This window comes from Candidatus Eremiobacteraceae bacterium (assembly GCA_035295225.1).
GTDB lineage: Bacteria > Vulcanimicrobiota > Vulcanimicrobiia > Eremiobacterales > Eremiobacteraceae > JABCYQ01.
The window spans coordinates 92,652-109,823 of the sequence record DATGJI010000058.1 but is presented as its reverse complement, the minus strand read 5'-3'; the positions used below and the strand labels follow the sequence as shown (position 1 = coordinate 109,823).

The window sequence follows — 17,172 nt, the reverse complement described above, 5'->3', positions numbered from 1 at the left end:
CGCTTAGCCGGCGTTCACTACGATCGGTTCAGACGCGGGGCGATGCCGCGACGGACAGGAGTCATGGGAAGTCGCTGCGCGTTCACGCCGTAGCGCTTCGCGACGATGCGGTACTCGAACGACACGTTCGCGTGACCGCCTTGCAGCTCTCGCACCGTAAAGCCGCGCGCCGTCTGACTTGCGATGTACAGTCCGCGGCAGTCGCCTTCGGGTGTCAACGAGACGAAATACGTTGCGTTTGGATCGATCACATTGGCGAATTTCGGATCGAGCGCGACGTCGGCGCGGCCGTTTGTAAGAATCCCATCGCCGAAATCCTCGATCGTGGGCTCGGATTCCGCCGGCGTATACTCCGTCACCGCGCGAGTCTGATGAGGACCGGCCACACAGCCGTGTTGGCACGTTCCGTTGGTGAAAAGTTGTCCTGGTATGAAGACGTTTCCGACGTCGGTGACTCCCATCACCTCGCTTCCATCGTGGGCTTCGATCTCCACCACAATCGCTCCAGTGCCGACGGTGCCGCCGAGAACGCCGAGCGCCGGTGAGAAATCACCTGAACGATTGTTGAACAAACCGGCGACGCCTAACGTCGATACCGCGTGCAGTCCGTTATCGTTTGGTCCGCCGTCCGCCAAAATGCCGGCGCCGTTCGGGTCGTTGGTGGATGCCACGTTGCGTCCGGCGATCCCGTAGCCGCTGGCCGCGGCGTTCTGGCCGTACACGCCGCTCGTTCCCGCTCCCATTGTCAGGCCTTCCATGCCGTTCCAGTTGGTAGACGTGCCTACGACGCCGGCACCGTTCTTGGAGACGCCGCTAACACCGGCGTCGAGATTTCCCGTGGTGCTCAGGTCCTCGCCAAGCACGCCGGCTTTCCCCGCGGTTTTTCCGGCGCTCTTGAACTTCGTCTGGCCGTGGATCGCATTGCCGCTCGTCGAAACGCCTTTCACGGAATCGCCGCTCGAGGTGTTATCCCATTCCAGACAGGGTGTGGATTTTGCGCACGACATCGCCGCCTCGATTGCCGCGCGCGCCGGCGGAATCCACGCGGCGGCGACGCCCAGTACCGAAAAAACCGCCAGCGCGGCGAAAATCTTAGCTCTCGAATCTTTCATGGCTGACCTTCCCCCGGGCGATGCCCGCGCGTGGCGGGCCGCGCCGACGTGCGGCTAGGCCCGTGCGATGCTGCCAAAGTAGCAGCATCGCGTGCGGCTGCCGTGCGGCAAGGTCGGGAGGATCAGACTCCGAGCGGGTTCACCGGCTTCGTGCCCGTGTACATCACGACGCCTTTGGTCTCCGTGTACAGGTCAAGCGTCTGCATGGCCAGTTCGCGGCCGAATCCGGACTGTTTGTAGCCGCCGAACGGCATGCCGGGGTGGATGGAAAACGGCGTGTTGATCGCGACGCCGCCCGAACGGATGGCGTGCGCCAGACGGATCGCTCGCCCGGCGTTTTGCGTCCACACGGACGCTGCGAGACCGTACACGCTGTCGTTGGCCAGGCGGATCGCTTCGGCTTCATCGGCAAACGTCGTGACGACTGCGACCGGACCGAAAATCTCTTCTTGCGCCACGCGCATGTCGTTGCGCACGTTATCTAATACGGTCGGAAGTAGGAAGTTGCCCTTCGAAAGCGCTCCGTCGGGTCGCGTGCCGCCGCATGCGACGCGCGCGCCTTCTTGCGCGCCGATCCCCACGTAGCCCTCGATCTTCTCGAGCTGCGAACGCGAGATGATCGCTCCGACCTGCGTCTTTGGATCGAGCGGATCCCCAACGCGCAAACCCTTCGCCTTTTCGACGAACTTCGCGATGAAGGCATCGTACGCGCGCTCGTGCACGAGCAGCCGTGAGCGCGCGTCGCACGATTGACCGGCGTTGTGGAAGATGCCGTACACCGCCCCCGCGACCGCGGCATCGATATCGGCGTCGTCGAAGATCACGCTCGGCGACTTGCCGCCCAATTCGAGCGTCACGCGCTTGATCGTGGCGGACGCGAGCTCCATGATGGTGGCTCCGGTGCGCGTCTCGCCGGTGAACGCGATCTTGTCCACGCCTGGATGTTGCGCGAGGTGTGCGCCGATGGTCGCGCCGGGTCCGGGCAACACGTTGACGACGCCCGGCAGGCAGCCGGCTTCGAGGCAGATCTGACCGAGGATGATCGCGGTGAGCGGCGTGGGCGAAGCAGGTTTGAGGATGACGGTATTGCCGGCTGCGATCGCCGGCGCGACTTTCCACGCCGCCATCAGCAATGGATAATTCCAAGGAACGATCTGGGCACAAACGCCGAGCGACTCTTTTAAGGTGTAATTGAAGTAGTTAGGAATCGAAGGGACCGTCGAACCGGTCAGCTTGGTCACGGCGCCGCCGTAGAATTCAAAAAGCTCGATGATCTGACCGATCTCGCCCTTCGCTCCGGCAATCGTCTTGCCGGTGTTGAGCACTTCGATGTGAGCGAGCTCTTCGGTCCGCTCCGTCAGGATATTTGCGATCTTGAACAGCACGCGCGCTCGCCGGGCCGGCGGCATCGTGGCCCATTTGCCTGCATATGCGGCGCGAGCGGCCGCTACGGTCGCGTCTGCATCGTGAATGCCGGCCGCCGCAACTTGTGCGATCTCCTCATTGGTAGCGGGATTGATCACCGCGATATACTTCTCTGACTGCGGCTTCACAAATTCGCCGTTGATGAACAGATCGTAGGTCTTCTTGTCGAGCGCGAGAGCCATGCATGATTCCTTTGCCGTGGGGCGCGAGGTGGACCGTACAGGTTCACACTTGCAGGCAGCTTCTCTTGCCGATGGAATCGTTGAGCATGTTCTCTTCGACGTCGGGCTACGAGCGCTTCATGGGACGATGGAGCCGCCGGCTTGCAGTTGCGTTTGCCGAGTTCGCGGGCATTCGCGATGGCGACCGAGTGCTCGACGTCGGTTGCGGCACGGGTGCTCTATGCGCCGCGGTTCTTGCGCGGTACTCCCGGGTTAGCGTCACGGGAATCGACCCCACGGAGTCCTTCATCGAGAGTTGCCGTAAGGAATTTCCGGCATCTCGCTTTGCCGTGGGCGCTGCAGAGCGCTTGCCCTTCGGTAATCGAGAATTCGACGCTAGTCTCGCCTCGCTCGTGTTGGCGTTCGTTGCGAAACCGAGCGCCGCAGTCGCGGAGATGTCACGGGTCACGGTGGCCGGCGGAACCGTCGCGGCGACGGTATGGGATCATTCGCAAGGCAAGACGATGCTGAGCCAGTTTTGGGAAGAGGCCGATCGCGTTGACGCATCGCTCAAGCCAGGCGAGGCACAGCCCAACATGAGTCGCGACGTCATCGCCGCGCTCTGGCATGAGGCCGATCTCAAAGATGTCGCCGTTGAGCCGCTGATGGTCGAAATGACGTTCTCTTCATTCGACGATTACTGGTCGCCGTTCTTGGCCGGACAGGGACCGGCGGGTGCATATGTCGCGGCCGCATCAGAGAACAACCGTACTGCGATCATGCGCAGCTTGAGAGACCGATATCTCGGCGTCGGCCCGGATCGGCCGTTCGTGATCCGCTCGCAAGCATCGGCGATCCGCGGCACGGTCCCCGGCTAGAGCCAGCCCCGCCTCAAACGCGTTCGACGATCGTGGCGATGCCCTGGCCAACGCCTATGCACATGGTCGCGAGGCCGCGCTTCGCGCCACGCGCTTGCATGGCGTGCAGCAACGTCACGAGTATGCGCGCACCGCTGCAGCCCAACGGATGCCCGAGCGCGATCGCGCCGCCATTGACGTTGACGCGCTCCATCGGCAACTCGAGCTCGCGTGCGCACGCAAGCGCCTGAGCTGCGAACGCTTCATTCAATTCGATGAGGTCGAGGTCGTCGACCCGCAAGTTCGCACGCGACAGCGCCTTCTGCGTCGCCGGAATCGGACCGAGGCCCATGCAGTTCGGGTCTACACCGGCGACGGCCGACGTGATGATGCGGGCGAGCGGTCGCAGGCCGCGACGCTTGGCTTCATCGGCGCTCATCAATACGACGCCGGCGGCGCCGTCGTTGATGCCGCTCGAGTTTCCGGCCGTCACGCTGCCGCCTTCGCGAAATGCGGGCTTGAGTTTTGCGAGCTGCTCGATCGTGACATCGACGCGCGGATGCTCATCGATGGTGAACATCTCCGGCGGTGCGCCTTTCGCCTTTCCGTTTCGGCTGACCAGCGGCACGCCGACCATCTCAGCGTCGAACGCACCCGATTTCTGTGCGGCGCCCGTCTTGTGCTGGCTCGCCAGCGCAAACGTGTCTTGTTCTGCGCGCGTGATGCGGTAGCGCTCCGCGACGTTCTCCGCCGTCTCGCCCATGGAGATCGGCGGCCAGCCGGCCTCGGTCAGTTTCGGGTTGTACATGCGCGCGCCGAGCGTCGTGTCGTAGAGCTGCGGTGCACGCGCGAATTCGGTCTCGGGTTTCGGCATCACGTACGGGGCACGCGTCATGCTCTCGACACCGCCGCCGATGAAGACGTCGCCGCAGTCGGACGCGATCGCCTGCGCCGCGCTGTTCACCGCCTGCAAGCCGGACCCACACAGCCGATTGAGCGTCGTGCCGGGAACGTCAACCGGAAATCCGGCGGCGAGCACCGCCATGCGCGCGACGTTGCGGTTATCTTCGCCGCCTTGGTTGCTGCAGCCCCACATCACATCCTCGATGTCGAGCGGATCGAGACTCGCGCGATCGACGAGCGCGCGCATGATCAGCGCCGACATGTCGTCGGGCCGCACGTGGCGCAAGGCGCCGCCGTATTTCCCGATGGGCGTGCGTGCGGCGGCGACGATGACGACTTCGCGCATGGATTTCCTTTTGTCGAGGTGAAGTGACAGGCCCGGACTGATCTGCGAACGTGATTCGCTCTGCGAACGCGCCGCACCCGCGTGCGACACGCCCGGCCTTGGCGCCAAAGGATGCTTGCGTTGTCCGAAAACCTGAACACCATCGCCGCGCTGGGCACGTTCGTCGTCATCGCGGCGACAGCGGTGGCTGCGATCGTGCAGTTACGCCATATGCGCGCCAACAATCAACTCGCGGCGATCCTCGCGCTCTATCGCGAGTTCGGCGACAAGGAGCTGCAAGAAGCGTTTCGCTACGTCCAACAATATCTTCCCCAGCGCATGACCGACCAGAACTTCAGGCAAGAACTCGCTGCGCGCGGATTTATCGACAACCGTCAGCACTTGGAGATCGAGGTCCTCAACTGGTTCGAGCAGATGGGGACGCTGCTCAAACACGACGTCGTGGACTCGGCGATCTTTCTCGACATCTTCGGACGACTCACGTCCGTCTATTGGGATCTGCTCGAACCGACGCTTGCCATCATCCGGCGGCGGCGCGGCGCAAGCCAATACCAAAACTTCGAATATCTCGCGATTCGCGCGCGAAAGTGGCTCGCGTTGCATCCGCACGGCACGATGCCCAAGGAGATCCAACGTCTCGGCCTGGCCGATCCGTGGCTTGCCGCGGATGCGAACTTGATGCAATAGCATGGCCCGAATCCACGGAACGCGCCGCATCTTCGAAGGCCGCGTCATCAGACTGCGCGTGGACGACGTCGAATACGACAACGGCGCGCGCGCAAATGTCGAGATCGTCGAGCATGACGGCGGTGTTGCGATCATCGCACAGCCGACGCCGCGTTCCATCGTCCTCGTGAAACAGTTGCGGCCGGCGACCGGACGTGAGCTATGGGAAGTACCGGCGGGAAAGCTTGAGCGCGGTGAGGACCCGCTCGACTGCGCGAAACGCGAACTTGCCGAGGAAACGGGTTATCAGTGCGGTGCGATCCGTCAGTTGTGGACGTTCTACACGGCGCCCGGATTTTGCAACGAGCGGCTGCACTTGTTCGTGGCCGAAGACCTGACGCGCGGAACTCCGCGACCCGAGGCGACGGAAGTGCTGCACGCGCGCGAATTCGATCTCAATGAAGCATGGGCTATGGTGGAGCTTGACGAGCTGCCCGATGCGAAGACCCAGATCGCGCTCGCGTGGTGTAGAGCGAACTCGTAGTGGACATGCGCGAAATTACGCTGCCGGAAACAAAACCGGCGCTGGAGTGGGTCAACGGTCGGGCGCTGCAAAAAGTGAGCCCCAAGCGGAAACACGCGTTGGCACAGATCCAGTTCGCCGCCGCCCTCAACGCATGGGCACGTTCCGCCCACGCCGGGATGGTGGGCACCGAGTGGCGATTTCGGATCGCGCCACCCGACGAAGTGAGACGTCCACTGGTGCCGGATGTTGCATTTCTGTCGTATGCTCGAATGCCCTACGCCGCGCAGCTCGAAACCGAAGAGCCAGATATCGCACCCGATGTCGCGGTTGAGATCCTATCACCGAGCGATCGACCGGCGGACATCGCGGAAAAAATTCGCGTCTATCTAGCTTCAGGTTCGGCTGTCGTCGCTCTCATCGATCCGGCCTCGCAGAGCATGACGATTCACGAGGGTGGCGGCAGCCGATCGCTCGGCCCAGATGACGCATTCGAACACGCCGCGCTCCCAGGTTTCCACCTCCAAATCGCGGAGTTATTCACACCGCCACCGCCGCCACGCGCGTCGTCAATCTCGTAGTATGGCGAGCATCGCTCGCCCCGGGTTTTTTGGCGCGAGGCGTTGAGAACCTGGGCCGACTAGCGTCGGCCCCTTCAATGAGACCCTTGCAATTTAGACGATCCGTCGGTCCGGTATCTGCCGGTCAGCGGTTCGCGCGAACGCGTTTGTCGCATGCGTCGCAGAAATACGTCAGCTTGGCGTCGATGTCGAAGACTGAATGGCTCAAATACATCGCGCAACGCGTGTTGTGGCAATGCTTGAGGGCAAACGAGTGGCCGAGCGCGTGCACGCATTCTTTGAGCGTGCGTTGGAAAAGCGCGTCGTCGTCGGGCGGCTCGTTTGTGAATTCCGGTCGAAGCCGGAATGTCGAGACGACGCCTACGCGGTCGGTGTCGCTCGCATCGCCGTAGATGAACGGGTGCGAGGTCTTATACAGATCGCTCGCGATGATGCCGAGCAGAAACCCGTCGCGCGCCGGGTACGCCGCGAGAAGACGATTGAAGACCGTGTTGAGGAAGAACTGACCGCGCGTGAGGTTGGCTTGCGTCGGTGAGAGGGTGAGCGGCTTTTCAATTGCGAACTTATGGAAGAATCTCTCCTCCAGACAAGGCGCCAATCGTTCGCAGAAACCGGATCCGACTCCATTGATCGGAACGAGACTTATCTTTTCCAATACCGATCCGGCCGCGCAAGCTCGGCCGCTCCAACGCGCCGTGAGTTCGGTCGGATTCCGGGTCAGTCCTCCGGACATGTTCACATGATCGTGGGCGTCGGCATCGATGTCGCAGAAGTTGCGCGCTATCACTTCGATGAAATCAAACTCGCGCGATTTGCGAAAAAGATCTATACCGAGGCGGAGATGGCGCACGCGATGAAACATCGTCACTTCGCCGAGCGGCTCGCCGGTGCGTTTGCGGCAAAGGAAGCGACGCGCAAGGCATTCGGCCATGCCATTCCGTGGCGCATGATGGGCGTGCGGCACGAGCGGAGCGGCAAGCCGTACATGGAATTGCTCGGACGCGCATCGGCGTTGCCGGCGCTGCGCGGCGTCAGGAGGATGCATTTGAGCATCACGCACACGAAGTCCACTGCCGTGGCCGTGGTCATTTTGGAAGGCGACGAAGCGAAAGCGGCCGCTGCGGAAGTGGCCGCGCGATGAACGCACTCACAGCCGCCGAGATGCGCGCTGCCGACTTGCGCACGGTCGACGATGTCGGCATCCCGGAATCCATCCTCATGGAATCAGCGGGTCGCGCCGTCGCCGATCTCGCGCGCGATTTCGTCGACGACCTGGAAGGCGACCCCATCCGCATCGCGATCGTCGCCGGTCCGGGCAACAACGGCGGCGATGCGCTGGTCGCGGCGCGCCATCTCATGCAGCTCGGTTTCGAACCCGACGTCTACATGGCGGCGAAGGCCAGCGACTGCAACGACCTTTGCCGCGTCCAACTCGACATCATGGAAGGTCTCGGTGCGTCGATCAGCTATCTGCGCGATCAATCGCCCGAGTTCTTCCGGTCGGGCCTGCGCGCAGCGGCGCTCATCATCGACGGTCTTCTCGGGACCGGCGCGAGCGGCGCCTTACGCGAGCCGTACAAGAGCTGGGTGAACGAGATCAACATCGCCGGTCGCGAAGTGATCGCCGTGGACGCGCCCACCGGCGTCGACCCGTCGTCTGGCGGCGTCCCCGGTCCGGCGGTCACAGCCACCGCGACAGTCACGATGGCGGCGCCGAAAGTCGGACTGCTCTTGTATCCCGCAGCGTCCTATGTCGGCGAACTCTGGGTCGCGAATATCGGCATTCCGCCATCGGTACTCGCAGAATCCGGCGGGCGCTATCACGTGATGACGAAGGAGCAATTCTTCTATTGGCTGCCGCATCGCAGTCCGCAGGCCGATAAGCGGACGGCGGGCGATGTCGTCATCATCGGCGGCAGCGCGAATTTCGTCGGGGCACCGGTGATGGCGGCGCAAGGAGCGTTGCGCGCGGGTGCGGGCTATGTGACCATCGCCTGCCCGGCCAGCGCGGCGGCGGCGATCAGCTATCACACGCTTGAGCCTGTCCTCGCGCCGTGGCCCGCCACCGAAGATGCGCAAACGGTCGTCAATGCGCTGCTCGAGACGACAAGGCACGCCGGCGCGGTCGTCATCGGCCCGGGTCTCGGGCGCGACGAATTCACGCAGACGATCATCCGCTCGTATCTCGCAGCCACGGCGCGACCGCTTGTCGTCGACGCCGACGCGCTCTTCGCTCTATCGGGCCACACCCATATCATCAAAGATAAGAAGGCGGTGCTGACGCCGCACGCCGGCGAATTCGCGCGCTTGCTGGGGGAGCATGCCGATGCCGCGATCGCCAATCGCATGAAAGCGGCCGACGAATTCGCAACATCACTCGATGCGACGCTGCTGTTGAAGGGCCCGCGGTCGATCGTCGCCACGAAGGAAGCGTCGTACGTCAACCTGACAGGCAACGCGCTGTTGGCGACGGCCGGGTCCGGCGATGTGCTGAGCGGCATGACGGGAGCCATGCTCGCTGCCGGTTGCTCATCGCGGCAGGCCGCGGCGATCGCAGCGTTCTGGCACGGCGTCACGAGCGACTATCTTGCGTCGCTCGAAAAGCACAGCATCACCGCGGGCGACATTCCGGCCGCGCTGCAAGACGCGCTGAAGTGGCTCGACGAACTCGAGGAAGACGACGACGGTTACCTGACTCGCGTGGTCTGATTGAACGTTTGAAGGAGCCGACGCGAGTCGGCCCCTCTTACGGGCCGGTATGAAGGGGCCGACGCCAGTCGGCCCTCCTAAGGGCTGCGGACGGTCGATTTCCCTGGGTTTGCTTGCTTCGATGTCGCTGAGGCGACCGATGGCTGTTTCTTCCACAGCGCGTCTGGTCCGGGCGGCAGCTTGTCCATATGCTTGAGGAACATCGTGACCTGCCAGATCTGCGAATCGGTGAGCGAGCTCCCGAATGCCGGCATGCCGGTGAGTCTGATTCCGTGGGCGATCTTCCAATACGTCTCGCCTTCGGGATCGTCTTCGACTCCGAAGTGGGCGAAGCGCGGCGGATGCTGGTACAAGCCGCTCGCTATGTTTGAGGAATTCCCGTCTGACGCTGCGTGACAGACCATGCAATTCGAGGCATAGAGCTTGATGCCGGCGTCGAAGTTCTCATCGGTAAGGGGGAGCGGATTCGCGGCCGCGCTCGCTTCACGTGCGACCGTGGCCTGCAACGACGTCCGGGCAGCCCACCGCTCTAGTGCACTCGGCCTTGCATCGGCGTTTGCAGGCACGAGGCCGAACGAAAGAGCGGCATAGGCGGCCAGTACGCCAAGCACCAGGATCAGCGCGGCGCCGGCCGCCATCCATCGGATCATCATCGGTCTCCTTGAGCGTATCGCTCGAGAATCTCTGCTACCCCGTCGTCGTCGTTTGAACCCGAGATCTCGTCTGCAGCGGCAAGCGTTTCCGGCGCGGCGTTCGCCACCGCGACACCGCGACCGGCCCACTTCAGCATACCCGCATCCAGCGCGCCGTCCCCGATAGCCAGGACGTCTTCGCGCGCAATGCCCCGATGCTCTGCGAAGCGCGCGAGCGCGCAATGCTTAGAAACACCTGAGCGCATGAGCGTCAATTCGAAAGTGTCGTTGAGCCAGTCGTCCACGTATTCGATCCCCAGGTGTGCGAGGTCGCGGCGCGCTTCAGAGAACATATGGTCACCGAAATAACGCACCATGAGCGTGGATTGTTTCGCGACGACCGTTCGGAGGTCGTCCGCGCGCTCCCATTGATGTGCATAGCCGGTCCCATATTTCGCGATCACAGCAGCGGAGCCGACGTAGCATTCGCCGACGAACAGGCACATCTCGTGACCGTGTTTGACGCCGTATTCGACAGCTTCTTGGGACGCGTGCGCAGGCATCGGAAATTCTTCGAGCACGCGATCGTCGCTCGCGTCCTTCACAAGCGCGCCGTTGACGCAGATCAAGGGTACATGCAGACCAAGTTCCACAGCATACGGCTTCGACGACCGGTACGCGCGAAACGTGACGATGATGACACCGATGCCGCGATCTCGCACCATCGCGACTGCACGTTTCGTCCGAGCGGAGATACGGCCGGATGAGTCGAGCGTCGTACCGTCGAGGTCCAGCGCGATCAGCTTGGGAATCACGCCCAATTGCGGATCACGGCGATTGCCCGATCATAACATCGCGCGCAATTCGTCTTCGCCGATCACGGGCACGCCGAGCGACTCAGCCTTCGCGAGCTTGCTCCCGGGCTTGTCGCCGGCCACGACGAAGTCGGTTTTCTTGCTGACCGAACCCACGACTTTGCCACCCGCGTCCACGATCGCCGCGGCCGCTTCCTCGCGCGTCATCCCCCCAAGCGTACCCGTGAGGACGAATAGTTTTCCTGCGAGCTTGCCGCTCGCTGAGGCGGCCGAACGCGGCTCACCGCGCAAGTTGACGCCGGCGCGCCGGAGTTTCTCCACGACTTTTCGATTGTGCGGTTCATGGAAGAATTGCGCCACGCCCGCGGCGATCTTCGGTCCGATCTGCTCCACTTCGACGAGTTCGCTTTCGTCTGCCGCGGCGAGCGCGTCGATGTCGGCGAAATCGCCGGCAAGCAGTTGCGCCGTCTGACTGCCGACAAATCGGATCCCTAATCCGTAAAGCACCCGCCAGAACGGCCGGCCGGCGCTCTCGGCGATGTTGCGCACAAGATTTGCCGCCGATTTCTCGCCCGACCTCGGCAGATCGCCGACCTGCGCTGCGGTCAGAGAATAAAGATCGCCGACGTCGTGCACGAGATCGGCTTCCACGAGCTGCTCGGCGATTTTGTCGCCAAGCCCTTCGATGTCCATCGCTTCGCGCGAGGCGAAATGCCGGATGCGCTCCTTGCGTTGCGCGGGGCAGGCGGCGTTGGTGCAGTAGGCCATCGCCTCGCCCTGCGCTCGCTCGATCGGACTGCCGCACGCCGGGCAGATAGTCGGCATAGTCCACGTATGAAGCCGCCGGCCTTTGCGATCCTCGAGTACCGGCCCGACGACTTCGGGTATCACTTCGCCGGCCCGCCGAACGATCACGGTATCGCCCGGCCGCAGATCCTTCGCGCGAACGTAATCGTCGTTGTGCAGCGTCGCGGTGCTGACGGTGACGCCGCCGACGAACACGGGTTCAAGCACGGCGTACGGATTGATGCTGCCGGTCCGCCCGACGTTGACTTCGATGGAGAGCAGCTTGGTCGTCGCCTCCTCGGGTTTATACTTGAACGCGATCGCCCAGCGCGGATCCTTACCGACAAATCCCAGCCGGCGCTGCTGTGCAAGCGAATCGACCTTGATGACCAATCCATCGATCGCGTAGTCGAGGGAGGCGCGCCTGGTCTCCCAGGCTTCGCAATGGGCGACGAGCGCGTCAAAATCCACAAAGCGTTTTGCGTGTTCGTTGACGGGAAAGCCGAATTCGCGCAGGCGCGCCAGCAAGTCCCACTGCGTCGTCACCTCGAGCGGCGGCGCGCACTCGCCGAGAGCGTATGCATAGAATCGAAGCGGCCGCGATGCGGTCACCTTCGGATCGAGCTGGCGCACGGCGCCGGACGCCGCGTTGCGCGGATTCACATACGTCTGTTCACCCGCAGCGGACCGACGCGCGTTAAAGCGCTCGAATTCGCTCCCGCGCATGTAGAGCTCGCCGCGCGCTTCGAACACCGCGGGCGGATGGTCGTGGAGGCGGAGCGGAATGGCCCGCACGGTACGCAAGTTGTGCGAGACGTCCTCGCCGGTCGTGCCGTCGCCGCGGGTGCCGCCGTCCGCGAACAGACCGTCGCGGTAGCGGATCGCGATCGCGAGCCCGTCGATCTTCAGCTCTGCGACGAACGCGATATCTTCGTCCGGCAATTGCCGTCGCAATCGAGCATGCCATGCGCGCAGCTCGTCCGCGCCAAACGCATTGCCGAGCGAGAGCATCGGCGTGCGGTGGCGGTACGGCGCGAAAATGCTTGATGCCTCGCCGCCGACGCGCTGCGTCGGGCTATCGGGCGATGCGAGTTCCGGGTGCTCCGCTTCGAGTTCGGCGAGTGCGCGCAGTGCGACGTCGTACTCCGCATCGGACACGCTCGGCGCATCGAGGACGTAGTATTCCCTGCTCCAGCGTTCGAGCTGCGCGCGCAGCTCTGCGGCGCGCTTTTTTGCTGCGGCGGCGGTCATGCGCAAAATTTCGAAGGCGGACCATAAAGGTCCGCCCTACATGGCGATGACGATCGATCTGAAGGGGCCAGGAAATTACGCCGCGGGGGCTCCGTCGCGCTGCCACTTGCGGATGAGATACGAGATGAGGTCGGCCGTCACTTCGCTGATCCGGACGAACGAGACGCCGACGCCGCGAGCGTCGTTGCGCACCACGGTACCATAGACGTAGATAGGATCGTTCTCGCCGTCTACGTCGAGATCGATCGAGACGAGATCGTTCGTGCCGATCGGCATGGATGTCCGAAGCAGAACACCGCCCGCGCCGATGTTGACGATCTCGCCCGGAAATGACTCCGGCGAACGCTCCCGATGGACGTGAACCGGCAGCGCTTTCGCGACGCGGTCATGCTGACGGCGCTCCGAGCCCGTTTCTTCGTGTCCGTGTGTCATGGGGTGTTGTTATACAGCTTGACGTCGCCGACATGCCACGCCCAGTACCACATCCGCGAAACGCCCCACGCGAAGTGGCTCCAGACGTAGTATTCCCATGCGCGCCCTTGCGGGAAGATGGCGACGACGGCGAGGATCGCGACCGTGTAGCCCGATACGCCGATGCTGTTCCAGAACTTCGTGCTCTTCGTCGCTTCCGCTTTGCCGCGCGTGGGGGCCGGTTCGAAATACGCTTTGCGTTCTTTCGCAACGGAAAAATCCGGGCTGTTAGGAACGGCGCGCGAGTAGACCGGCTGCACGCCGATCTGATCGGTTGCGAAATTGCGCGTGGCTCCCGGTCCGCCCGTCGAGTTGAACCCGCCCGCGTTCGGCGGCGGCGGCGTTTCGGCGAGCCCGATCAGACGATCGATCTTCTGTTTACCGTCATCGTTGATCTCGATGAAATCGGCGAAGGTCTCGTAGCCGGCGCCCTCACCCATGGTCGTCTGCGTCCGTACGCGAACGAGACCGCGCGCGGTCGCGTTGAGCGTGCGCATGTCGATCGTGGTGAATAGCACGGTTCCGTCGGGAATGGCCACCGCGAGAGTAGCGACAAAGCCGGTCTTGTCGATGCGCTTGACCCGACCGGTCTCATTGAGCCCGAGGTCGGCGTTTCGCACGGTCACGACCACCGGCAATGTTATCGGCGGTGGAACATGCTCGGCGCCCAAGGCGTCCGCCATAGAGTTCGGATGCAATCCTTAATGAAGACGGTAGGAGCGGGAATCCGCTTCCCTTCTAGTCTTCGGACAAAAACCGATGCCACTTGACCCCGGCGTGACCTTCGTCACAGCGCGGAATGGCGCCTTGGTTAGGCCGTTTTCGTGCCTTCGAGGCTGCGGAGCAGTTCGTCGTTCACGCGCTGGTACTCCGCGACCGCCCCGTGCTCGCTCGAAATGGCGATGTGGGCGCGCGAATCCGCGAGCACGCGCTTGAGATACTGCCCGGTATGCGAGGCCGGATCCGCCGCGACTTCCTCGGGCGTGCCTTCCGCCACGAGCCTGCCGCCCTTTTCGCCGCCTTCTGGCCCGAGATCGATCACGTGGTCGGCGGTTTTGATGACGTCGAGATTATGCTCGATGACGAGCACCGTATTGCCGCTGTCGACCAAGCGCTGCAGGACGCGCAGCAGATGCGCGACATCGGCGAAGTGCAGGCCTGTCGTCGGTTCGTCTAAGATGTAGAACGTTCGTCCGGTGCTCCGCCGCGACAATTCGGTCGCGAGCTTGACGCGCTGCGCTTCGCCGCCGGAAAGCGTGGTCGCCGATTGGCCCATCTGGATATAGCCGAGCCCGACATCGCAGATGGTGCGCAGTTTGCCCGCGATGCGCGTCTGGTTCTCAAAAAAATCCGCCGCCTCGTCGACGCGCATTTCGAGCACGTCCGCGATCGACTTGCCTTTGTACTTCACTTCGAGCGTCTGCTGATTGTAGCGCCGGCCTTTGCAGGTCTCGCACGGAACATAGACGTCCGGCAGGAAGTGCATCTCGATGCGGATGATCCCGTCGCCGTCGCACGTCTCGCAGCGCCCGCCCCTGACGTTGAAAGAGAATCGGCCCGGCGCGTACCCGCGGGTGCGCGCGTCCGGCGTCATCGAGAAGAGCTCGCGAATCGGGTCGAACGCGCCCGTGTAGGTCGCGGGGTTGCTGCGCGGCGTCCGTCCGATCGGCGACTGGTCGATGACGACGACCTTGTCGAGCCTGTCCAAACCTATCAGCTTGCCGTAGGTCTCGTCCGGCGGTTGGCCGTGGAGATGATGCGCGAGCGCGCGGTGCAGCACCATTTCGACGAGCGTCGACTTTCCCGATCCCGAGACGCCTGTGACGCAGGTGAAGACGCCGAGCGGAAACGCTACATCAAGATCGTGAAGATTGTTGGCGTTTGCTTTGCGCACGAGCAGGGTGCCGGTACGCTCGCGCCGGCGCGGCGGGATCGGGATGAAGGCCTCTCCCGTGAGGTAGCGCCCGGTCAGCGATTCCGGATTTGCCGCGATATCGCCGATCGTGCCGGCTGCGAGAACGCGGCCGCCATCCTTGCCGGCCCGCGGACCGATATCGACGAGAAAGTCCGCTTCGCGCATCGTGTCTTCGTCGTGCTCGACGACGATCAACGTGTTGCCCAGATCGCGCAGCGTTTTCAGCGTGGCGAGCAAGCGCGCGTTGTCGCGCTGATGCAGTCCGATCGAAGGTTCGTCTAAGACGTAAAGCACGCCGACCAGAGACGACCCGATCTGCGTGGCGAGCCGGATGCGCTGGGCCTCGCCGCCCGAAAGCGTGGTGGCGCTCCGGTCGAGCGTGAGATACTCGAGGCCGACGTTGACGAGAAATCCGAGCCGCGCGCGAAGCTCTTTCATGATCTGGCGCGCGATCTGTTCCTCGCGCGCGTTCAACTGCAATTCCTGGACGAACGCGAGCGAGCGGTCCACGGGCATCGACGTGAGCTTCGCGATGTTCAGTCCGCCGATGGTGACCGCCAACGATTCAGGTTTCAGGCGCGCCCCGCCGCACGCGGCGCACTTGACCGTGGTCATCAGTTTCTCGATCTCGGCTCTGACGTAGTCGGAGGACGTTTCTTCATAGCGCCGCTGCAGGGTTGGGATCACGCCTTTGTACTGCGATTCGTACGTCCACTTCTTGCCGGCCTTGGTCTTGAACGTAAACGCACGCTTCGAATCCAGACCGTACAAGATCAGATCGACCACGCTCTCGGGCAGCTTGTTCACCGGCACTTCGATGCCGTAGCCCTCGGCCTTGAGGATCGCGGCTACTTGCTGGAAGTAAAACGCGTTCATCCCCGCCGAGAGATTCTTGGTGAACGGCACGATCGCGCCTTCGCGCACGGCCTTCGTGCGGTCTGGGATCACGAGTCGCGGATCGATCTCGATCTTGACGCCGAGCCCGGTGCATTCCGGACAGGCGCCAAACGGGGAATTGAAAGAGAACATCCGCGGCGCGAGTTCATCGAACGAGAGGCCGCAGTCGATGCACGCGAACTTCTCGGAGAAATTCATCTCTTTCTGCGCCTGCGATCCGGGCGGCGAATGCAGGACGATCATGACGCCCTGCGTGAGCTTGAGCACGGTCTCAACGGAGTCGGTGAGGCGCCGGCGCAGATCGGGCTTGATGACGAGCCGGTCGACCACGATCTCAACGCTGTGCTTGCGCTTCTTGTCGAGCGTGATCTTCTCGCGCAACTCACGCATGGTGCCGTCGACCCGCACGCGCGCGTAGCCGTCTTTCACCGCCTGCTCGAACAGCTTCTGATACTCGCCCTTTCGGCCGCTGACCATCGGGGCAAGCAGCTGGACGCGCGAACCTTCCGGCAATGCCAACAGTTGTTCCACGATCTGCTCGGCCGACTGGGGCGTTATCGCCTTGCCGCAATTCGGGCAGTGCGGGGCGCCGATGCGCGCGTAAAGCAGCCGGAGGTAATCGTAGATCTCCGTGACGGTGCCGACCGTCGACCGCGGATTGTGGCTGGCCGATTTCTGGTCGATGGAGATCGCGGGCGAGAGCCCTTCGATGTAGTCGACGTCGGGCTTGTCCATCTGACCGAGGAATTGGCGCGCGTACGACGAGAGCGACTCCACGTAGCGGCGCTGGCCCTCGGCGTAGATCGTGTCGAAAGCAAGCGAGCTTTTGCCTGAGCCTGAAAGCCCGGTGATCACGATGAGCTGATTGCGCGGCAGCGTCAGGTCGATGTTCTTGAGATTGTGTTCGCGCGCGCCTTTGATGACGATCGCATCCAAGCCATGGCGCTGCGGAACCGCTGCGGCGGGCACGGCGTGGCGATGGGGCGTCTTGCCATTTTTTCGATCGGCCATGGAGGACGGTACAAGTTCGGGTTGCGCCCGTGAGCGCCCTTGGTAAAACAAATTGAAGACGTAAAACAAATCGAAGGGGCCGACGTCAGTCGGCCCACGTTACGAGTGCTT

Annotated in this window: 16 protein-coding genes; 6 read left to right on the top strand and 10 right to left on the bottom strand. The window is 63.1% G+C overall.

Features of this window, described 5'->3' with window-relative positions:
* Positions 1–17: 17 nt before the first annotated feature.
* Complete coding sequence (locus tag VKT51_11845; GenBank protein ID HLJ84858.1) at positions 18–1,112, bottom strand: hypothetical protein; 1,095 nt, start codon at positions 1,110–1,112, stop codon at positions 18–20.
* Between the two features lie 122 nt (positions 1,113–1,234).
* Complete coding sequence (locus VKT51_11840) at positions 1,235–2,719, bottom strand: aldehyde dehydrogenase family protein (GenBank protein ID HLJ84857.1); 1,485 nt, start codon at positions 2,717–2,719, stop codon at positions 1,235–1,237.
* A gap of 71 nt (positions 2,720–2,790) precedes the next feature.
* Here VKT51_11840 and VKT51_11835 point away from each other — a divergent pair, with 71 nt between their 5' ends.
* Positions 2,791–3,576: a class I SAM-dependent methyltransferase gene (locus tag VKT51_11835; protein HLJ84856.1), complete on the top strand. Its 786-nt coding sequence runs from the start codon at positions 2,791–2,793 to the stop codon at positions 3,574–3,576.
* Positions 3,577–3,589: 13 nt separating this feature from the next.
* Here the strand turns inward: VKT51_11835 and VKT51_11830 are convergent, their stop codons facing one another.
* On the bottom strand, positions 3,590–4,804 hold the full coding sequence (locus VKT51_11830) for a thiolase family protein (protein HLJ84855.1): 1,215 nt from the start codon (positions 4,802–4,804) through the stop codon (positions 3,590–3,592).
* Between the two features lie 120 nt (positions 4,805–4,924).
* Between VKT51_11830 and VKT51_11825 the strand changes: the two genes are divergently transcribed.
* The 3 genes from VKT51_11825 to VKT51_11815 are packed head-to-tail and all read left to right on the top strand — an operon-like array spanning position 4,925 to position 6,574.
* A complete protein-coding gene (locus VKT51_11825; protein HLJ84854.1) occupies positions 4,925–5,491 on the top strand; it encodes a hypothetical protein in 567 nt (188 codons plus the stop codon).
* 1 nt (position 5,492) lies between these two features.
* A complete protein-coding gene (locus tag VKT51_11820; GenBank protein HLJ84853.1) occupies positions 5,493–6,014 on the top strand; it encodes an NUDIX hydrolase in 522 nt (173 codons plus the stop codon).
* Between the two features lie 5 nt (positions 6,015–6,019).
* Positions 6,020–6,574, top strand: coding sequence for a Uma2 family endonuclease (locus tag VKT51_11815; protein ID HLJ84852.1), 555 nt, complete (start codon positions 6,020–6,022; stop codon positions 6,572–6,574).
* A gap of 124 nt (positions 6,575–6,698) precedes the next feature.
* Here the strand turns inward: VKT51_11815 and VKT51_11810 are convergent, their stop codons facing one another.
* Positions 6,699–7,424, bottom strand: a complete 726-nt coding sequence (locus tag VKT51_11810; protein HLJ84851.1) for a hypothetical protein — start codon at positions 7,422–7,424, stop codon at positions 6,699–6,701.
* On the opposite strand from VKT51_11810, the gene acpS reads away from it, so the two are divergent.
* Both acpS and VKT51_11800 read left to right on the top strand, forming a co-directional pair.
* Complete coding sequence (gene acpS, locus VKT51_11805; GenBank protein HLJ84850.1) at positions 7,314–7,715, top strand: holo-ACP synthase; 402 nt, start codon at positions 7,314–7,316, stop codon at positions 7,713–7,715. The genes VKT51_11810 and acpS overlap by 111 nt on opposite strands.
* Positions 7,712–9,283: an NAD(P)H-hydrate dehydratase gene (locus tag VKT51_11800; protein HLJ84849.1), complete on the top strand. Its 1,572-nt coding sequence runs from the start codon at positions 7,712–7,714 to the stop codon at positions 9,281–9,283. Before acpS ends, VKT51_11800 begins: the two co-directional genes overlap by 4 nt.
* Before the next feature lie 77 nt (positions 9,284–9,360).
* Here the strand turns inward: VKT51_11800 and VKT51_11795 are convergent, their stop codons facing one another.
* From VKT51_11795 to uvrA, 6 genes are all read right to left on the bottom strand, one after another.
* Complete coding sequence (locus VKT51_11795; GenBank protein HLJ84848.1) at positions 9,361–9,936, bottom strand: cytochrome c; 576 nt, start codon at positions 9,934–9,936, stop codon at positions 9,361–9,363.
* Positions 9,933–10,730 (bottom strand): Cof-type HAD-IIB family hydrolase, encoded by a 798-nt coding sequence (locus VKT51_11790; GenBank protein HLJ84847.1) that lies wholly within the window; start codon positions 10,728–10,730, stop codon positions 9,933–9,935. The genes VKT51_11795 and VKT51_11790 overlap by 4 nt, the downstream gene beginning before the upstream one ends.
* Positions 10,731–10,760: 30 nt before the next feature.
* Entirely contained in the window at positions 10,761–12,767 is a 2,007-nt protein-coding gene (ligA, locus tag VKT51_11785; protein HLJ84846.1) for an NAD-dependent DNA ligase LigA, read from the bottom strand.
* A 75-nt stretch (positions 12,768–12,842) separates the two neighbouring features.
* Positions 12,843–13,199, bottom strand: a complete 357-nt coding sequence (locus tag VKT51_11780; protein HLJ84845.1) for a PilZ domain-containing protein — start codon at positions 13,197–13,199, stop codon at positions 12,843–12,845.
* The gene (locus VKT51_11775) at positions 13,196–13,921 is read right to left on the bottom strand and encodes a hypothetical protein (GenBank protein HLJ84844.1); all 726 of its coding nucleotides are present in this window, start codon (positions 13,919–13,921) and stop codon (positions 13,196–13,198) included. The genes VKT51_11780 and VKT51_11775 overlap by 4 nt, the downstream gene beginning before the upstream one ends.
* A gap of 128 nt (positions 13,922–14,049) precedes the next feature.
* Positions 14,050–17,061, bottom strand: coding sequence for an excinuclease ABC subunit UvrA (gene uvrA / locus VKT51_11770; GenBank protein HLJ84843.1), 3,012 nt, complete (start codon positions 17,059–17,061; stop codon positions 14,050–14,052).
* Positions 17,062–17,172: the final 111 nt, after the last annotated feature.